This is a genomic window from Halomonas sp. I5-271120 (genome assembly GCF_030553075.1).
Classification (GTDB): Bacteria; Pseudomonadota; Gammaproteobacteria; order Pseudomonadales; family Halomonadaceae; genus Onishia; species Onishia taeanensis_A.
In genome coordinates this window covers 1,678,213-1,695,115 of the sequence record NZ_CP130701.1, presented here as the reverse complement: position 1 = coordinate 1,695,115, position 16,903 = coordinate 1,678,213, and the positions used below count along the sequence as shown (strand labels likewise).

The 16,903-nt window shown below is 63.8% G+C and carries 13 protein-coding genes; 2 read left to right on the top strand and 11 right to left on the bottom strand.

Features of this window, described 5'->3' with window-relative positions; translation table 11 throughout:
• Positions 1-119: 119 nt before the first annotated feature.
• Both uvrD and hexR read right to left on the bottom strand, forming a co-directional pair.
• The gene (uvrD, locus tag Q2K57_RS07555) at positions 120-2,315 is read right to left on the bottom strand and encodes a DNA helicase II (protein WP_304526502.1); all 2,196 of its coding nucleotides are present in this window, start codon (positions 2,313-2,315) and stop codon (positions 120-122) included.
• Between the two features lie 130 nt (positions 2,316-2,445).
• Positions 2,446-3,333, bottom strand: a complete 888-nt coding sequence (gene hexR, locus Q2K57_RS07550) for a transcriptional regulator HexR (protein WP_112055623.1) — start codon at positions 3,331-3,333, stop codon at positions 2,446-2,448.
• A 287-nt stretch (positions 3,334-3,620) separates the two neighbouring features.
• Between hexR and Q2K57_RS07545 the strand changes: the two genes are divergently transcribed.
• Positions 3,621-3,821: a PA3496 family putative envelope integrity protein gene (locus tag Q2K57_RS07545; RefSeq protein ID WP_112055624.1), complete on the top strand. Its 201-nt coding sequence runs from the start codon at positions 3,621-3,623 to the stop codon at positions 3,819-3,821.
• Between the two features lie 147 nt (positions 3,822-3,968).
• On the opposite strand, the gene Q2K57_RS07540 is transcribed toward Q2K57_RS07545, so the two are convergent.
• The 3 genes from Q2K57_RS07540 to Q2K57_RS07530 form a co-directional block, all read right to left on the bottom strand.
• Positions 3,969-5,309 carry a sodium-dependent transporter gene (locus Q2K57_RS07540; protein ID WP_304526501.1) on the bottom strand — a complete coding sequence of 447 codons (1,341 nt, stop codon included), beginning with the start codon at positions 5,307-5,309 and terminating at the stop codon, positions 3,969-3,971.
• A 342-nt stretch (positions 5,310-5,651) separates the two neighbouring features.
• Positions 5,652-6,482, bottom strand: a complete 831-nt coding sequence (locus Q2K57_RS07535; protein ID WP_304526500.1) for a DUF72 domain-containing protein — start codon at positions 6,480-6,482, stop codon at positions 5,652-5,654.
• A gap of 165 nt (positions 6,483-6,647) precedes the next feature.
• Positions 6,648-7,541, bottom strand: a complete 894-nt coding sequence (locus Q2K57_RS07530; RefSeq protein WP_304526499.1) for a LysR substrate-binding domain-containing protein — start codon at positions 7,539-7,541, stop codon at positions 6,648-6,650.
• Between the two features lie 383 nt (positions 7,542-7,924).
• Here Q2K57_RS07530 and Q2K57_RS07525 point away from each other — a divergent pair, with 383 nt between their 5' ends.
• Entirely contained in the window at positions 7,925-9,298 is a 1,374-nt protein-coding gene (locus Q2K57_RS07525) for a VOC family protein (protein ID WP_304526498.1), read from the top strand.
• A 148-nt stretch (positions 9,299-9,446) separates the two neighbouring features.
• Here the strand turns inward: Q2K57_RS07525 and glmS are convergent, their stop codons facing one another.
• From glmS to Q2K57_RS07495, 6 genes are all read right to left on the bottom strand, one after another.
• The gene (glmS, locus tag Q2K57_RS07520) at positions 9,447-11,282 is read right to left on the bottom strand and encodes a glutamine--fructose-6-phosphate transaminase (isomerizing) (RefSeq protein WP_304526497.1); all 1,836 of its coding nucleotides are present in this window, start codon (positions 11,280-11,282) and stop codon (positions 9,447-9,449) included.
• Positions 11,283-11,426: 144 nt separating this feature from the next.
• Positions 11,427-12,797 carry a bifunctional UDP-N-acetylglucosamine diphosphorylase/glucosamine-1-phosphate N-acetyltransferase GlmU gene (glmU, locus tag Q2K57_RS07515; protein WP_304526496.1) on the bottom strand — a complete coding sequence of 457 codons (1,371 nt, stop codon included), beginning with the start codon at positions 12,795-12,797 and terminating at the stop codon, positions 11,427-11,429.
• Positions 12,794-13,903, bottom strand: a complete 1,110-nt coding sequence (locus Q2K57_RS07510; RefSeq protein ID WP_304526495.1) for an FAD:protein FMN transferase — start codon at positions 13,901-13,903, stop codon at positions 12,794-12,796. The genes glmU and Q2K57_RS07510 overlap by 4 nt, the downstream gene beginning before the upstream one ends.
• Before the next feature lie 10 nt (positions 13,904-13,913).
• Positions 13,914-14,711, bottom strand: a complete 798-nt coding sequence (locus Q2K57_RS07505; protein WP_304526494.1) for an undecaprenyl-diphosphate phosphatase — start codon at positions 14,709-14,711, stop codon at positions 13,914-13,916.
• 228 nt (positions 14,712-14,939) lie between these two features.
• Positions 14,940-16,313 (bottom strand): magnesium transporter, encoded by a 1,374-nt coding sequence (gene mgtE / locus Q2K57_RS07500; RefSeq protein ID WP_304526493.1) that lies wholly within the window; start codon positions 16,311-16,313, stop codon positions 14,940-14,942.
• A gap of 141 nt (positions 16,314-16,454) precedes the next feature.
• Positions 16,455-16,883: a F0F1 ATP synthase subunit epsilon gene (locus tag Q2K57_RS07495; protein WP_112055642.1), complete on the bottom strand. Its 429-nt coding sequence runs from the start codon at positions 16,881-16,883 to the stop codon at positions 16,455-16,457.
• Positions 16,884-16,903 lie beyond the last annotated feature (20 nt).

Genomic DNA, 16,903 nt, shown 5'->3' with positions numbered 1-16,903 from the left:
AGCCCGAATTGTCCGGCAAGCCCGCTGCTCGTCTACCTGTCATGGCCCGCCTTTCTTGCCCGCTTCACCTGTGTCTTGCCTGCCTGACTTCCATTGCCCGCCTGGCGTCCACCGCTAGCCTATAGCGGCGTCAGCTTGGCAAACCCCAGCACCAGCCACTTGTCGCCTTCGCCCTCGAAGCTGACCTGCACCCGGGCGCGCTCACCTGCGCCCTCGGCGTTGAGGATCACCCCTTCGCCGAACACCGGGTGGCTGACCCGCTGCCCAAGCGACAGCGAAGGCAGGTCGTCGCCGCCGTCAACAGAGGACTGGGACGGGGCATGGCCAGCGGTCACCGGCCGCGAGATCTGGCCGCGCAGGCGCACTTCCTCGAGATACTCCGCCGGAATTTCGCGCAGGAAGCGCGACGGCCGCTGGAAGGTCTCCTTGCCGTGCAGGCGGCGAAGTTCGGCGTGGGTCAGGTAGAGCTTGGTCATGGCCCGCGTCAGGCCCACGTAGCACAGCCGGCGCTCCTCTTCTAGGCGGCCCGGCTCTTCCATCGACATCTTGTGCGGGAAGAGGCCCTCCTCGACGCCGGCGATGAATACCACCGGAAACTCGAGCCCCTTGGCCGAGTGCAGGGTCATCAGCTGCACGCAGTCTTCGAAGTCGTCGGCCTCGTGATCGCCGGCATTGAGCGCCGCCTCGGCAAGAAACGGCTCCATCGCGGCGGCGCCCTCGCCGACCTCCTGGCCGTTCAGGGCATCGCCCTGGGTGAAGGCGCGGGCGGCATTGACCAGCTCATCGAGGTTCTCGACACGGGCCTGGCCCTTCTCGCCCTTCTCGCTGCGGTGGTGTTCGACCAGCCCGGACTGCTGGGTGACGTGGGTGATGATCTCGTGCAGCGCCATGCCAGCGGTGTCGTTGTCGAAGCGCTCGATCAGCTCGCTGAAGGCCCGTACCGCATTGCCGGCGCGGCCCTTGAGGGTGGCGTCAGCGAGGCAGTCGTGCAGCGCCTGCCACAGGGAAACGTCAGTGATCCGCGCCCGCTCGCGCAGAATCTCCACGGTGCGGGTGCCAATGCCCCTAGCCGGCACGTTGATCACCCGCTCAAGAGAGGCGTCATCCTCCCGGTTCAGCAGCAGCCGCAGGTAGGCCAGGGCGTTCTTGATCTCCAGGCGCTCATAGAAGCGCTGGCCGCCGTAGATGCGGTACGGCATGCCCTGGCGGATCAGGGTCTCCTCGAGCACCCGCGACTGAGCGTTGGAGCGATACAGGATAGCGATCTCACGCCGCGCGGTGCCTTCCTTCACCTGGGAGGCGATGGTATCGACGATGTAGCGCGCCTCGTCCAGATCATTGAAGCCCGCGTACAACGAGATCGGCGCGCCGCGCTCGCCGTCGGTCCACAGCTCCTTGCCCATGCGCCCGGTGTTCTGGCTGATCAGGGCGTTGGCCGCCTCGAGGATGGCGCTGGTCGAGCGATAGTTCTGTTCCAGACGCACCGTCTTGGTGTCCGTGAACTCCTGCTCGAAGCGGCGGATGTTCTCGACCCGGGCGCCGCGCCAGCCATAGATCGACTGGTCATCGTCGCCGACCACCGTGATGCCGGCCTGTTCGCCGGTGAGCAGCTTAAGCCAAGCGTACTGCAGGGTGTTGGTGTCCTGGAACTCGTCGACCAGCACATGGGCGAAGCGCTCCCGGTAGTGGGCGAGCAACGCTGGATTATCGCGCAGAAGCTCCAGGCTTCGCAGCAGCAGTTCGCCGAAATCGACCAGGCCACCGCGCTCGCAGGTCAGCTGATAGCGCTCGTAGAGCTCGACCATCTGGCCGAGATAAGCATCGCCATGGGTCTGCACCTGATGGGGGCGCAGGCCTTCTTCCTTGCAGCCGGAGATGAAGTACTGCACCTGGCGCGGCGGGAAGCGCTCGTCGTCGATGTTGTGGTCCTTGAGCAGACGCTTGACCAGGCGCAGCTGGTCATCGCTGTCGAGGATCTGGAAGTGCTGGGGCAGGCGAGCGTCCTGCCAGTGGGTGCGCAGCAGCCGATGGGCGATGGAGTGGAAGGTGCCGACCCAGACATTGCGCAGCGACTGACCCAGCAAGGCTTCCAGCCGGGTGCGCATCTCCCGGGCCGCCTTGTTGGTAAAGGTCACGGCGAGAATGGCATAGGGCGACAGGCCCTCGGTGCGCATCAGCCAGGCGATTCGATGCACCAGCACCCGGGTCTTGCCCGAGCCGGCACCCGCCAGCACCAGCATGTTGCCCTGGGGGGCACTGACGGCCTCGCGCTGGGCCGCGTTGAGGTGATCGAGAATCGCCGTGACGTCATCCATAGCGGGGCACTTCGGGTCGAAAAATGGACGCCTAGCTTAGCATAATCAGGCCCCGGGGCGGGCCGTCTGCCGGCGCCGCTGCCGTGCTTTTCAGGAAGTCATCATGGAGCCAACACGGGCCGGCATGCCACTAGTCCTGCGGGTCGTCACTCTCACCCGGCGCATCCTCTTGCTCGGGAAAGCGCAGCGGGTTGAGGCTCTTCTTGACCGCCTTGAGCTGCTCGGCAAGCTTGGGCCCACGGGTCTTGGCCACCCCCACCGCCAACACGTCGATCAGTACCAAATGCGCGATGCGTGAACTCATCGGCGTATAGATCTCGGTGTCCTCGTGGACATCGATATAAAGCGGCATGCTGACCTCGTCGGCCAGCGGCGAGTGGCTGGGGCACAGACCGATCACCGTGGCCCCCACCGCGCGGGCGCGCCTGACGCTATCCACCAGCGCCCGGGTGCGTCCGGTCTGGGAGATCGCCACCACCACATCGCCCTGCTTGAGTGTCGCAGCGGACATGTTCTGCATGTGCGGGTCGGTATAGGCCGCTGTGGATATCTGCAGGCGAAAGAACTTGTGCTGGGCATCCGCGGCCACCGCACCGGAGGCGCCGAAGCCGTAGAACTCGACCCGGTTGGCCATGGCCAACGCATTGATGGCCTGGTTCAGCGCCTCGTTGTCCAGCCGGTCGCGCACCGACAGCAGGGTGCCGACGGTGGAGTCGAAGATGCTGTGAGAAAACTCGGCGACGCTGTCGCTGTCGTTCATCGAGAACTGGGCGAACTGGCTGCCCGAGGCCAGCATCTGCGCCAGCTTGAGCTTGAAGTCCTGAAAACCGTTGCAGCCCAGCGCCCGGCAGAAACGTACCACCGTAGGCTCGCTGACCTTGGCCTCGGTGGCCAGATCGACGATGCGCATGTGGATCACTTCTTCTGGGTTGCGCAGCACGAAGCGCGCCACCTTCTGCTCGGAGCGGCGAAAGTGCTCCATGCGATTTCTCAATTCATCGAACAGGGCACGGCTCACGGAAGGCTCCTTGGCAGGGGTGTGGATAAAGAACGTGATGAAAAATGTGGGTATAGCTGTGGGTAACAGTGTGGATAGGGAGCGTCGTAAAAGCGACTGTGGGTAAATAACCGATAGCCACAGTATGCCCCAGCCGGAGGTGCTGATGTCATTCTTAGGCTGCGCGTTCCTTTAGCGTTGAACGTCATCATCCTGTCAAGTGGGTTATAGTAAACAGGAAGGTGCCGGTCGCAGGACAGCACTCAAAGGGCGGCTGGCACCATCATCGCCCGTCAGGAGAGTCGATCATGCGTAATGTCGAACAGGTGTCCTCCGTCAAAAGCGAACTCCTCGATATTTTCATGAGCATGGAAGTCGCCGAGCATCAGCAGCGCCAGAAATCCGCTGCGTTACGCAACCTCAGAGCCCGCCGCGGCATCGAGTTGCATAAAGAATTCAAGCGGCTGGAGCAGGACCTCGCCGATCTCGACGATGATCTGATCCAGTAGCCTCGTTCGTCCAGGCTAAACGCCGCGAGCCCCGGCAGGACCGGGGCTCGCTGAGCTGTCACAGGCTAGCTCTTTAACCAGCCCTGTAACTAGGTCTGTGACAGGAGCAGGACCGGCATTCGATGACGGTCCATGACGCCTACACCCTCAGAGGCTGGAAACGAACACCGCCAGCACGCCAATCGGCGCGACATAGCGCGTGATCAGGTTCCACAGGCTGAAGTCGTAGATATCCATCCCCAGTTCCTTGCGTACGCCTTCCTTGTCGAGTCCCCAGGCAACGAACATGATGACGCCAAGGCCGGTTAGCGGCAGCAGGAACTTGCTGGTCAGCTTGTCGAGCAGGTCGAAGATATTCAGGCCGAAGAACAGCACCTCACTCCAGACGTTGAACGACAGCAGCGCGGCGATGCCCAGCGCCCAAGTGGCCACGCCGGCGACCAGGGTCGCGCTCACTCGCGATAGCGGCGTGCGCTCCTCGACGAACTCTACGACCGGCTCCAGCAGCGAGATCGCCGACGTCAGAGCGGCAAAGGTCAGCAGCAAGAAGAACATCAGGCCCAGCAGCATGCCGCCGGTCATGTTACCGAAGGCGAGCGGCAGGGTGACGAAGATCAGCCCCGGCCCAGAGTTCAGGTCCAGGCCATTGGCGAAGACGATCGGGAAGATTGCGAGGCCAGCGCCCAGAGCGATGACGGTATCCATGATCACCACGGTGCGGGCGGTCTTGAGCAGGTTGACCTCCTCACCGAGGTAGGAGCCGTAGGCCATCATGATGCCCATGCCCAGCGACAGGGTGAAGAAGGCATGGCCCAGCGCCGCCAGCACCACTTCTCCAGTGAGCTTGGTCCAGTCGGGATTGAACAGGTAGCTTACCGCTTGACCGAAATAGCCCGTTGTCATGCCGTAGCCCACCAGCACCACCAGCAGCACGCCAAGTGCCGGCATCAGGGTACGCACTGCGCCCTCGAGCCCCTTGGTTACGCCGCGAGCCACAATGCCGATCACCAGCAGCATGAAGACCGAGTGCCACAGCAGCAGCTGTCCCGGGTTGCCCAGCATGCCAGAGAAGAGTCCACCGATGGCGTCGGCATCCTGGCCGGTGAAGTCACCGGTGACCGAGCTCAGGGTGTAGGACAGCGACCAGCCACCGATGACGCTATAGAAGGACAGGATCAGGAAAGCGCCCAGCACGCCGCTGACCCCTACCATCACCCAGCCCTTGCTGCGCCCCGCGCTCTTGGCCAACTCGGCCATCGAGTTAACCGGGTTCTCCTGACCGCGACGCCCGATCAGCCACTCGGCGGTCAAAATGGGCAGCCCGATCAGGGCGATACACAGCAGGTACACCAGCACGAAGGCGGCACCGCCGCTTTCGCCCACCATGTAGGGAAATTTCCAGATATTACCAAGGCCGACCGCGGAACCGGTGGCCGCGAGGATAAAGGTCAGCTTTGACGACCAATGTGCGTGGGATAGTTTGGACATGATTCACCTTGAGGTTGCGTGTCGCCAACGATCGGTCAGATGCGATGACGGCTTGTGCTTGTTATTGCCACGTCCGCGGCATCATGGATCACACGATGCCAATCAAGGGCATGACAGGATCCGGGCAGGATCTCCGCCGCTAGCCGCCGCGTCTCATTCCCTGGTCGGGGCACAAGGCACGACTTTCATGCCGTGATATTGCGAGAATCCGTGCGGGTTTCACGCAAAACCCCACAATATCGAATGGTAAACGGCATGAGGGCCATAAAACTATCCGATCATGATCGCGATAGCCAGAGCAGATTGCCCCTCATGCAGGGCCACAACCTCAGAAAAGACCCGCTAGAAAAGGCTCGCCTGGCGCTCGCCGGGAAAGGGGGCCAAAGGGGTTAGTGCAAGCCGCGCAGCGAGGCGATCATGACAGGCTCTTGCCAGGGCCGGCGCCTGTCGATTGTCGGGTGTATGCACAAAGAGAAAAGGGGTTTTCCCCTGTTTTATCCACAGGCATAGCCTGTCAACCCAAGGCGTAAAACGGGCCTCATTGATGGTCGCATCGAAGTGACCAATGAAGCGCACCACCGGCTGTTGTGCCGTTGAGATCACGTGTAATGGGCGTTTGGGCTTTTCGCTCTGCGCTCTAGCCAGCCGCGCATCATCCCCCGCAGGCGTAGCAAACAAGGGCCGCACGTCAAGCATTACTCGATCCACCCCATGAGTTATCAACAATCGGTTGAGAGCCGCCTCGGCGTTCCCCTTGTGGAAAAATTCGGGGTGACGGACTTCGACACTGGCGGGAATGCTGGCGGGCCAGCGCTCCAGTAATGCCTCGAGTCTCGGTAACTCCTCAAGCCCGAAGTCCCGTGGCAGCTGAATCATCACCGGCCCGAGGCGATCGTGCAGCGGCGAGAGTGCCGCGAGAAAATCATCAACGTCGGCCTCGATGCCGGTCAAGCGCCGTTCATGGGTCAGGGCGCCGGGCAACTTGAAACAGAAACGGAAATCCGCCGGTGCCTGACGGGCCCAGGCAGCCACGGTGTCGGCACGGGGTGTGCCGCTATAGAAGGTGGTGTTGCCCTCCACCGTGGAGAAAACCCGCGCATAGTCCGGCAGGCGATCGCCCTGGCTTCCATGAGGCGGATAGAGCCCGCCGCGCCACTCCTCGTTGGCCCACATGGCGAGCCCCAGGTGAAATCCGCACGCTCTGGCGGTTGGTAGGGAACACGTATCGGTCACCGGTGCTGCTCTCTTATCAACGCCAGGGTAGCTACAGGGAATGGGATTATCGCTGTCTCCCTTGCCGGTGAACAGCCCGGGGCTGTGCGGCTCAGCGCGAACACGTCAGGTCCTGCGGGCGCAGGCCAGAATATGCGATACAAAGTGACGTACCTTGGCGAGTTCGCCAAGAGGTTCCGGGTAGACCAGGTAGTAGGCATCCGGTCCCTCGAGAACATGAGGCCAGGCGCAGCACAGCCGCCCTGCGGCCAGCTCATCCTCGACCAGGAAACGCGGCACTAGCGCCAGGCCGCCTCCTGCCATCACGGTGCTCATCAGCATCTGGAAGGTCTCGAAACGCGTTCCATGGTAGCTGCGATGGGTGGTGATGCCCTGTTCGGCAAACCAGCGATGCCACGCATCGGGGCGAGTGGAGAGATGCAGCAGGCGCGCCTCGATCAGGTCCGTAGCCGAATCCAGGCGCAACCGGTCGAGGTAGCTCGGCGAACCAATCGCCACGACCTGTTCATCGAACAGCTTGTGGCATTCCAGGTTGGGCCAGCGGCCATGGCCGTGGAAGAAGGCCACATCGATGTCTTCCTGCTCGAGATCGAAGGCCTGCACTCGATCGGTGACATTCAGGCTGATGCGCGGATACGCCTCGAAGAAGGCCGGCAGATGAGCCGTCAGCCAGGACGTGCCGAAGGTCGGCAGGGTCGCCACCCGCAACACCTCGCTATGCCCGCTGTAGGTCATGATGGTATTGGCCGACATTTCGATCTGCGCCAATATCTTGCGCACGTCAGTAAGGTACAAGGAGCCCTCAGGCGTCAGCACCAGCGAGCGCCGCACGCGCCGAAACAGCTTGTGCTGAAGGTAGTGTTCAAGCTGCGCGACCTGCTTGCTGACCGCACTCTGGGTCAGGCTCAGTTCCTCGGCGGCCCGTGTGAAACTCATATGGCGGGCCGCTGCCTCGAAGCATTGCAGGGTGGTGGTCGAAGGCAGATGACGGGCCGTCATGGCGATGCGTTTCCTCAGCAAAAGGGCCATTCTAGACAATCATCGCCTCTGTTACCTGATGTCTCGGTCGTATGGCTAGGCTTGTCGAGTCATTCTTTACAGGCATGCCATGCCTTTTACTATGGCTGACCTTCCTCTAAATCGGCTCACAAGTCGCCATGGCGGGCATGCTGCGCCACTAATGCATGACCCAATGGAATGGATAGCGCGCTTTTTTTCGTTTGTCGTTTCGCCTGCCGACTGGTTTGATCAAGGCATCCCTTTATCACGCGCAGCGGCTAGCGAGGCGTGCGGCTATCCACCCCATTGGAACTCAGGGCCGTGATCACTGCCGCTAGCCACCTGCCATCCCCAGACAAACCGACACTCAGGAGACATGCCCCATGACTACACCGTCTCTCGTTTCTCCCGATGAGATCCGCGACCGCTTTTCGAAGGCGATGTCGGCCATGTATCAGGCCGAGGTGCCCCAGTACGAGACGCTACTCGCGCTGGTGGAAGACGTGAATCGCGAGACCCTCGCGCGCAACAGCGCGCTTGCCGAGCGACTCGAGGCTCATGACGAGCTGAATCGCCTCGGGGTCGAGCGCCACGGCGCCATTCGGGTCGGCACCGCGGCGGAGCTTGCTATGCTGCGCCGGCTGTTCGCGGTGATGGGCATGCACCCGGTCGGTTACTACGATCTCTCCGAGGCCGGGGTGCCGGTGCATTCCACCGCCTTTCGGCCCATCGATGATGCCGCCCTCTCCCGTAACCCCTTCCGGGTCTTCACCTCGCTGCTGCGCCTGGAGCTGATCGAGAGCCCCACACTTCGCGAGCGCGCCGCAGCGATCCTCGCCGAGCGCGATATCTTCACCGGCGGCGCCAGAGAATTGATCGCGCTCAGCGAATCCCAGGGCGGTCTCAGCAATGCCCAGGCCGAGCGCTTCGTCGCCGAGGCACTGGAGACCTTTCGCTGGCATACCGACGCGACCGTGGACCTCGCCACCTATGAGGCGCTGCACGCCGAGCATCGGCTGATCGCCGACGTGGTCTGCTTCCGCGGCCCGCACATCAACCACCTGACGCCGCGCACCCTGGATATCGACGAGGTCCAGAAGCGCATGCCGGCCGCCGGCATGAACGCCAAGGACATCATCGAGGGGCCGCCCCGTCGCGACTGCCCGATCCTGCTGCGCCAGACCAGCTTCAAGGCCCTTGAGGAACCGACTCACTTCAAGGGCGAAGGCCAAGGCACACACACCGCCCGCTTCGGCGAGATCGAACAGCGCGGCGTGGCGCTGACCGGCAAGGGCCGGGCGCTTTATGACCGCCTGCTTGGCGCCTCCCGGGAAAAGACCCGCGGACTCGCCAACGAAACCCACCAGCAGGCACTGGCCGAGGTTTTCGGCGAGTTTCCGGATGATGAGGCGACCCTGCGTCGCGAGGAGCTGGCTTTCTTCGAGTACCGCCTCACCGACGCCGGGCGCACGCCCCATGCAGGCCATGAAACGGATCTGGAAGCACTGATCGAGCAGGGGCTGGTAACGGCCCGACCGATCACCTATGAGGACTTCCTGCCGGTCAGTGCGGCGGGCATCTTTCAGTCGAATCTCGGCGGGGAACAGAGCGACGCCTATGCCGGCCACGCCAACCGCGAGGCCTTCGAAGCCGCGCTGGGGGCCGCCGTTACCGATGAGCTCGCGCTCTACGCTGAGCGCGAGACCGCCTCAAAGGCCAGAGTGCTGAAGACCCTGGGCCACGCCACGGCAGACTGAGGAAGGGAGCCTAAAGAGAGAGGATAAAGAAGAGAGGATAAAGAAGAGAGGAAGGAGAAAATGGGATGGCACAGCATGGCCATCCCACCGGTCATTTCCTCAGATGTCTCCACTGACCCTTCCCCTCAGGTCGGACCAGGTGCCGTCGCTATTCGACGGTCACCGACTTAGCAAGGTTACGCGGCTGGTCGACGTCGGTGCCCTTGAGCACCGCGACATGGTAGGACAGCAGCTGCAGCGGCAGGGTGTAGAGGATCGGCGCCAGAGCCTCGTCGATGTGCGGCAGGCGAAGCACATGCAGGCCCTCGGCTTCCTCGAGGCCCACGCTCTCGTCGGCGAACACATAAAGCTCGCCGCCCCGGGCTCGCACTTCCTGCAGGTTCGACTTGAGCTTGTCGAGCAGGGCGTCGTTGGGGGCCACCGAAATCACCGGCATCTCGCTGTCGACCAGCGCCAGCGGGCCGTGCTTGAGCTCGCCGGCGGGATAGGCCTCGGCGTGGATGTAGGAGATTTCCTTGAGCTTGAGCGCGCCTTCCAGGGCGATCGGGAAGTGGGCGCCACGGCCCAGAAAGAGCGCGTGGTGCTTCTCGGCGAAGGCCGTGGACAATGACTCGATCTCGCCGTCGAGTCCCAGCACGCGGCCCATCAAGGTGGGCAGGCCGCGCAGGGCCGTTACGATCTCGGCCTGGCGAGCCTCGTCCATGCCATTCACCTTGCCAAGGCCCAGCGTCAGCAGCATCAGGGCGGCAAGCTGGGTAGTGAAGGCCTTGGTCGAGGCTACGCCGATCTCGGGGCCGGCCTGGGTCATCAGTGTGAGGTCTGATTCCCGCACCAAGGAGCTGCCGGGCACGTTGCAAATTGCAAGGCTTCCCAAGTAGCCGAGCTCGCGGGCAAAACGCAGCGCGGCCAGGGTGTCGGCGGTCTCGCCGGACTGTGACAGGGTCACGAACAGGGTGCCCTCGGGCACCACCACCCGGCGGTAGCGGAACTCCGAGGCCACCTCGACCTGGGTGGGAATGCCGGCGTACTGCTCGAGCCAGTAGCGCGCCACCAGACCCGCATGATAGCTGGTGCCGCAGGCGACGATGTGCACCTGTTTGGCCTTCGAGAGCAGTTCCTCGGCGCCGTTGCCGAAGCTCTCGATCAGTGCGCTGCGCTCACCCAGACGGCCCTCGAGCGTCGCCGCGATCACCTGGGGCTGCTCGTAGATTTCCTTGAGCATGAAGTGGCGATACTCGCCCTTGCTGGCGGCGCCGTCACCGTGCTCGAAGACCTGGATCGGCCGCTCGACGGCATGGCCGGCGGCATCAAAGATTTCGATGCTGCCGCCTCGCCGCAGGCGCACCACGTCACCCTCCTGCAGATAGATGAAGCGGTCGGTGACCTGCAGCAGCGCCAGCGGATCGGAGGCCAGGAAGGCCTCCTCGATGCCCACGCCGACCACCAGCGGGCTGCCCTTGCGGGCGCCGATCAGGGTATCGGGCTCACCGCGGTGAATCACGCCCAGCGCATAGGCGCCGTCCAGCGTCGCCAGCACGCGCTGCACCGCCGCCAACAGATCCTGACCGAGGGTAAACTCCCGACCGACCAGATGGGCGATGACCTCGGTGTCGGTCTCTGAGGTAAAGGCATAGCCCTGCCCCTCGAGTTCGGCCTTGAGCGCCTCGAAGTTCTCGATGATGCCGTTGTGAACTACTGCCAGGCTGTCGCCGGACTGATGGGGATGAGCATTGTGCTCGCTAGGCTTGCCGTGAGTCGCCCAGCGGGTATGGGCAATGCCCACGCTGCCGGCCAGCGGCGAGGTATCGAGGCAGGCTTCCAGGGCCGCCACCTTGCCGGCGGCGCGCTGGCGTTCGAGACGCCCCTCGGCCGTCAGTACGGCCATCCCGGCCGAGTCATAGCCCCGGTACTCGAGGCGTTTCAGGCCTTCGAGCAGAATGCCCTGGACGTTACGCTCGGCGACCGCTGCGACGATTCCACACATGCCGTTCTCCTCTCATGCTTGCCGACGGCCGGACCGTCATGTCGAGCCGTCGAGTCGACCCCGGGCGGGCAGCGTTTTAGCGTCTCGCGCCCCGGGTCGGATAAATTCACTTTAGCTGATGCGCCGTCAGTCCCTGACGCTATTTCAGTCCTTGGCGCTCTTGGTCGGGCGCGGCCAGTCGGCCTTGCTGATCTGGCGTGCCCGGGACACCGCCAGGGCGTTGTCAGCGACGTCCTTGCTGATGGTCGAGCCGGCGCCGACGGTGGCCCCGGCACCGATGCTGACCGGCGCGACCAGGGCGGAATTGGAGCCGATGAAGGCGCCATCGCCGATCTCGGTGCGATGCTTGTTAACGCCATCGTAGTTGCAGGTGATGGTGCCGGCGCCAACGTTCACGCCCTGACCCAGCCGCGCATCGCCGACATAGCTCAGGTGATTGATCTTGCTGCCTTCGCCGACCCGGGCGTTCTTGGTCTCGACGAAGTTGCCGACCTTGGCCTTGATGGCGAGCTGGGTGCCGGGGCGCAGCCGGGCGAAGGGGCCGATCTGGTTATAGCCTGCGGCCACCGCCTGATCGATCACGCTGTGCGCCTCGACCACCGTCTCCGCCCCCAGGCGACTGTCGCGGATCAGGCAGTAGGGCCCGATGCGCACGCCCTCACCAAGCTCCACGTCGCCCTCGAAGACGCAGCCAACGTCGATCTCGACGTCATGGCCGCAGGTCAGGGTGCCGCGCACGTCGATCCGTGCCGGATCGGCCAGGGCGACGCCCTCGGTCATCAGCCGCTCGGCGATGCCCTGCTGGTAGGCACGTTCCAGGCGCGCCAGCTGCAGGCGGTTGTTGACCCCCTCCACCTCGACAGGCGCAGCCGGCTGGGCGGTGACGATGCCGACGCCCTCGGCGGCGGCCATGGCGATCACGTCGGTCAGGTAGTACTCGCCCTGCTGGTTGTCGGCGGATAGCTGGGGCAGCCAGCGCCTCAGCTGCGCCGCGGTCATGGCCATGATGCCGGTGTTGCACTCCTTGACCGCGCGCTCCGCCTCAGTTGCATCCTTGTGCTCGACGATGGCCACGACGCGCCCCTCGTCGTTGCGCAGGATGCGGCCGTAGCCTTTGGGCTCCTCAAGGATCACGCTGAGCAGCCCCATATGCTCTTCATCGACTCGCCCGAGCAGCGCGGCGAGGGTCTCGCGGCGAATCAGCGGCACATCGCCGTAGAGCACCAGCACCTTGTCGTGGCCGAGCTGGTCGAGGGTCTGGGCGACGGCATGGCCGGTGCCGAGCTGCTCTTCCTGCACGGCGAAATGCACGCCGGCATCCCCAAGCGTCTGACGCATGGCATCGCCGCCGTGGCCGATCACCACGTGCAGCTTGTCGGCGCCGAGGCCCGCCGCCGTATCGATCACATGACGCACCATCGGCTTGCCCGCCAGGGTGTGCAGGACCTTGGGCTTGCGAGAACGCATCCGCGTTCCCTGGCCGGCGGCGAGAATCACCACGTCGAGTGTCATCATGTCTCCTCGTTGTCTTGGAGCGAGTCTTGCGCCGGGTCCTGACCCGGCCGTGGAATACCTAGCTTGTCGAGCGCGGCATCGCCGACCCGCTCGGCGAAGGCCGGGCTGACCCGACTGATCCAGCCCTCACCATCGCGCTCAAGGGTCAGCACGGCGAGGCCTTCGCGGCGCGCCGTGTCGAGGGACGCCCGGGGGCCAAGCACGCTGAGCGCGGTCGCCCAAGCATCGGCGTTGGCGGTGGTCTCACCCAGCACCGTCACCGACGCCAGCGCATGCTCGACCGGGCGCCCGGTGCGCGGATCGATGGTATGAGAGTAGCGCTTGCCGTCTTCTTCAAAGTAGTTGCGATAGTCACCCGAGGTGGCCACCGACATGTCGGTCAGGGCCAGCACGTACTGCGCCACTTGGCGACGCTCGTCCGGTACCTCGACCCCGACTCGCCAAGGATCGCCGTCATCGTCGCGATGACCGCGCAGCACCAGCTCGCCGCCGATGTCGACCAGGAAGTTTTCGACCCCCTGCGCCTCGAGATAGTCGCCGACCTGATCGACGCCGTAGCCCTTGGCCACCGCCGAGAGATCCACATAGACATCGCTCAGGCGCCGAGCCCGGCCGGCCTCGGTATCCAGTTCGACCTTGTCGGGACCAATCTGGGCCAGGCGCTCTTGGAGCTGATCCTCAGGCGGTACCTTCTCGGGGCGTGCTTCGGGACCGAAGCTCCACAGGTTCACAAGGCCACCCACGGTGATATCGAAGGCGCCACCGCTTGCCTTGGAGACCTGCCGACTGATCTTGAGCACCTGCATAAGCTCGGGCGAGAGAGGCTGCCACTCGCCGACCGGCGAGCGATTGAAGGTAGAAAGCTCCGAATCCTCGCGATAGGTCGACATCGAGGCATCGACGGCCTCGAGCTCATCGAGAATCCCGGCTTCGATGTCGGCGACCTGATCGCGGGTCATCGGCTTGGCCAGAATCACCTGATAGTAAGTGCCGAAGATCTGGCCCTTGAGCGTAATCGGGGCCTCGCGGAGGGGCTCGCTACAACCGCTCAGCAACACCATGAGCAGCAGCGCGCAAAGCGCGAACAGGGGAAGGCGTCGAGTCATGATCGCTGTCCTACCAGAAGAACCACATCAGCCACAGCCCAAAGACCACGCGATAAATCACGAAGGGCTGCATGCCGATACGGTGAATGAATGCCAGGAAATAATGGATGCACAGATAGGCGCTGATGCCAGACAGCAGGGTGCCGCCGGCCAGCGCCGCCCAGTCCACGGGCACAGGAGACTCGAGCAGATCGAGGGTCTTGAGACCGCCGGCCAGCACGATGACGGGAATCGACAGCAGGAAGGAGAAGCGCGCCGAGGCCTCGCGACTCAGCCCCAGCATCAGGGCCGCGGTCATGGTGATGCCCGAACGCGAGGTACCCGGAATCAGCGCCAGCGCCTGGGCGAGGCCGATCAGCAGAGCTCCCTTCCAGGTCAGGTCGAACTCGTTGCGATGCCCGCGATGGCGAAGATCGGCCCAGCCCAGCACCAGTCCGAAGAAGGCCAGACTCGCCCCGATCACCAGGGCCGAGCGCAAACTGGCCTCGACCAGGTCCTTGAAGGCAAGACCCGCTAGGCCGACCGGAATCGTTGCCAGGATCACCCACCAGGCGAGCCGCGAGTTCTCATCCTGGCCGCGTCCCACAAGCGAGCCGCACCAGCTGGTTATCAGCTTGATCAGATCGCGACGGAAATACACCACCACCGCCGAGAGGCTGCCGACGTGCAGAGCCACGTCGAAGGCCAGCCCCTGATCGGGCCAGTCGGTGAGGGCCGGGACCAGTACCAGATGAGCCGAACTCGAGACCGGCAAGAATTCGGAGATGCCCTGCACCAGGGCCAGAACGATGACCTGTAGCCAATCCATGCTGTTCACTTTCGTTGATCGGGTTAACCCGCCAGACGCCCCTTGCGCCTGCGCCAAGTGGGGCTTGAGGATACACGTCAGGCTTTGTCTTGTCCCCGCCCCCGACTCGGCTCCTTATCCTGAACCTCACACTTAACCTGGCCACTCGGCCAAACCGCACCCATTAGCCGGGATGCCTGACCATGCTGTCTAGCTGAACTGTCTGGCTGAGCGGTTGATCTGAATGATCTAGCTAAGCCCCAGCAGATGGCGGGCGATGCCGAAGTAGATCACCACCCCGCAGGCATCGATCACCGTGGTCACCAGCGGCGCCGACGCCGTCGCCGGGTCCCAGCCGAGGCGGTCAAGCAGGAAGGGCAGACACATGCCGAGCAGGCTGCCGAACAGCACGATGGTGATCATGCTGATCGCCACCACCAGGGCTACCGTTTCGCCGCCGCGCATTACGCCGATTGGCGCCACGGCCAGTGCCATGGTCAGGCCCAGGGCCCCGGCCACCAGCAGCTCGCGGCCCATCAGTTTGCCCCAGTCGCGCACGCCAACATCGCCGGTGGCCATGCCACGTACCGTCAAGGTGGCGGCCTGGGCGCCGGCATTGCCGCCGCTGCCGATCAGTAGCGGCAGGAAGAACACCAGCGCCACCTGGGCGGCGATGGTGTCCTCGAAGAAGGCGATACCGGCCCCCGAGAAGAGATTGCCGAACACCAGCAGCACCAGCCAGACGATGCGCTTGCGATACAGCTTCAGGAGCGGCACTCGGCTGACGCCGGTCTCGAGCTGACCGATCGACATCCCCTTGTGGATATCTTCAGTGGCCTCGGCCTCGACCACGTCCAGGGCGTCATCGTGGGTGACGATGCCCACCAGACGGTCGGTGTCATCGACCACCGGGACCGCCAACAGATCGTAGCGGGCTACCAGCTTGGCCACGTCTTCCTGTTCGGCGTCCACTCGGGTGTGGATAACGTCGCGAATCATCAGGTTGGCCACCGATGCGCCGGGACGCGCCACCATCAGCTGACGCAGCGACAGGGTGCCGGTGAGCCGACCGTCGTCATCGAGAATATAGATCTGGTAGACGGTCTCGGCATCCGGCGCCGTCTGGCGGACCCGCATCATCGCCTGGGAAACACTCAACCCGGCCGGGATCGCCACATAGTCGGCCGTCATCAGCGCCCCGGCGGTACCTTTCTCGTAGCTCGCCAGCAGCAGGACTTCCTCGCGTTCGTGGCGCGCCATCCGCCGCAGCAGTGCTTCGCGGCGATCCTCGCCGACCAGATTGAAAAAGTCGGCGCGCTCGTCCGACCCCATCTCCTCGAGCAGCTTGACCAATCGCTTGTCGGCCATGCCAGTGGCGAGCCGCTGCTGGGTCTCATCCTGCAGATAGCTGAAGACATTGCCGCCCCGCTCAAACGACAGCATCTCGAGCAGCGCAAGCGCCGTCTCCTCGTCATCGTCATCGTCGATGAACGTCTCGAGCAGTTCGGCCACATCCGCGGAGCGTCGCTTGCCAAGCAAGGCCTCAAGAGCGGTCTGATCCTTCTGCGCAAGGGCGGTTTCGAGCAGCGCCTTGTCAGCCTGCAAGCTATCTGTCATTGCCATCGCATCCTCCTGACGCCGATTCTGTCTCTGGACAGCTGCCCAACGATACCTCGCCGGGTGTGACAAGACGGCCGGAGCCGACACAAAAACGCCCCTTGAACCGAGGGTCCAAGGGGCGTCGCGGACGGCAAGGGATAAGACTTAGCCCTTGCCGGCCTTCTTGCGCAATTGCTGAATGGTCCGCAACTGGGCAACGGCCTCGGCGAGCTCTGAAGAAGCGCGCGTGTAATCAAGGTCGGCGTTGCTGTCGTTGAGTTCCTTCAGTGCATGCTGGCGGGCCTCTTCGGCAGCCGCCTCATCCAGATCGTCGGCGCGCACGGCGGTATCAGCAAGAATCGTCACTACCTCGGGCTGGACTTCGATGAAGCCGCCCGTGACGTAGTAATGATACTCCTGACCGCCGTCGTGAATGACCCGCACCGGTCCCGGCGACAGCTCGGAAAGTAGCGGGGTGTGACCCGGGAGAATCCCCAGGTCACCCATCACACCTGCCGCAATCACCTGCTCGACGGCACCGGAAAAGATCGAAGCCTCGGCGCTGACGATCTCGCACTTGAAGCTTTTCGCCATAGCTATGTCCCCTCTGGGGC

What these genes read in the sequence shown, in the direction of transcription:
- Q2K57_RS07530 (WP_304526499.1), bottom strand. Translation starts at nt 7,541, where the DNA reads ATGACGGCCCGTCATCTGCCTTCGACCACCACCCTGCAATGCTTCGAG.
- Q2K57_RS07525 (WP_304526498.1), top strand. Translation starts at nt 7,925, where the DNA reads ATGACTACACCGTCTCTCGTTTCTCCCGATGAGATCCGCGACCGCTTT.
- Q2K57_RS07505 (WP_304526494.1), bottom strand. Translation starts at nt 14,711, where the DNA reads ATGGATTGGCTACAGGTCATCGTTCTGGCCCTGGTGCAGGGCATCTCC.
- Q2K57_RS07535 (WP_304526500.1), bottom strand. Translation starts at nt 6,482, where the DNA reads ATGTGGGCCAACGAGGAGTGGCGCGGCGGGCTCTATCCGCCTCATGGA.
- uvrD (WP_304526502.1), bottom strand. Translation starts at nt 2,315, where the DNA reads ATGGATGACGTCACGGCGATTCTCGATCACCTCAACGCGGCCCAGCGC.
- glmU (WP_304526496.1), bottom strand. Translation starts at nt 12,797, where the DNA reads ATGATGACACTCGACGTGGTGATTCTCGCCGCCGGCCAGGGAACGCGG.
- glmS (WP_304526497.1), bottom strand. Translation starts at nt 11,282, where the DNA reads ATGTGTGGAATCGTCGCAGCGGTCGCCGAGCGTAACGTCCAGGGCATT.
- Q2K57_RS07495 (WP_112055642.1), bottom strand. Translation starts at nt 16,883, where the DNA reads ATGGCGAAAAGCTTCAAGTGCGAGATCGTCAGCGCCGAGGCTTCGATC.
- mgtE (WP_304526493.1), bottom strand. Translation starts at nt 16,313, where the DNA reads ATGGCAATGACAGATAGCTTGCAGGCTGACAAGGCGCTGCTCGAAACC.
- Q2K57_RS07545 (WP_112055624.1), top strand. Translation starts at nt 3,621, where the DNA reads ATGCGTAATGTCGAACAGGTGTCCTCCGTCAAAAGCGAACTCCTCGAT.
- Q2K57_RS07510 (WP_304526495.1), bottom strand. Translation starts at nt 13,903, where the DNA reads ATGACTCGACGCCTTCCCCTGTTCGCGCTTTGCGCGCTGCTGCTCATG.
- Q2K57_RS07540 (WP_304526501.1), bottom strand. Translation starts at nt 5,309, where the DNA reads ATGTCCAAACTATCCCACGCACATTGGTCGTCAAAGCTGACCTTTATC.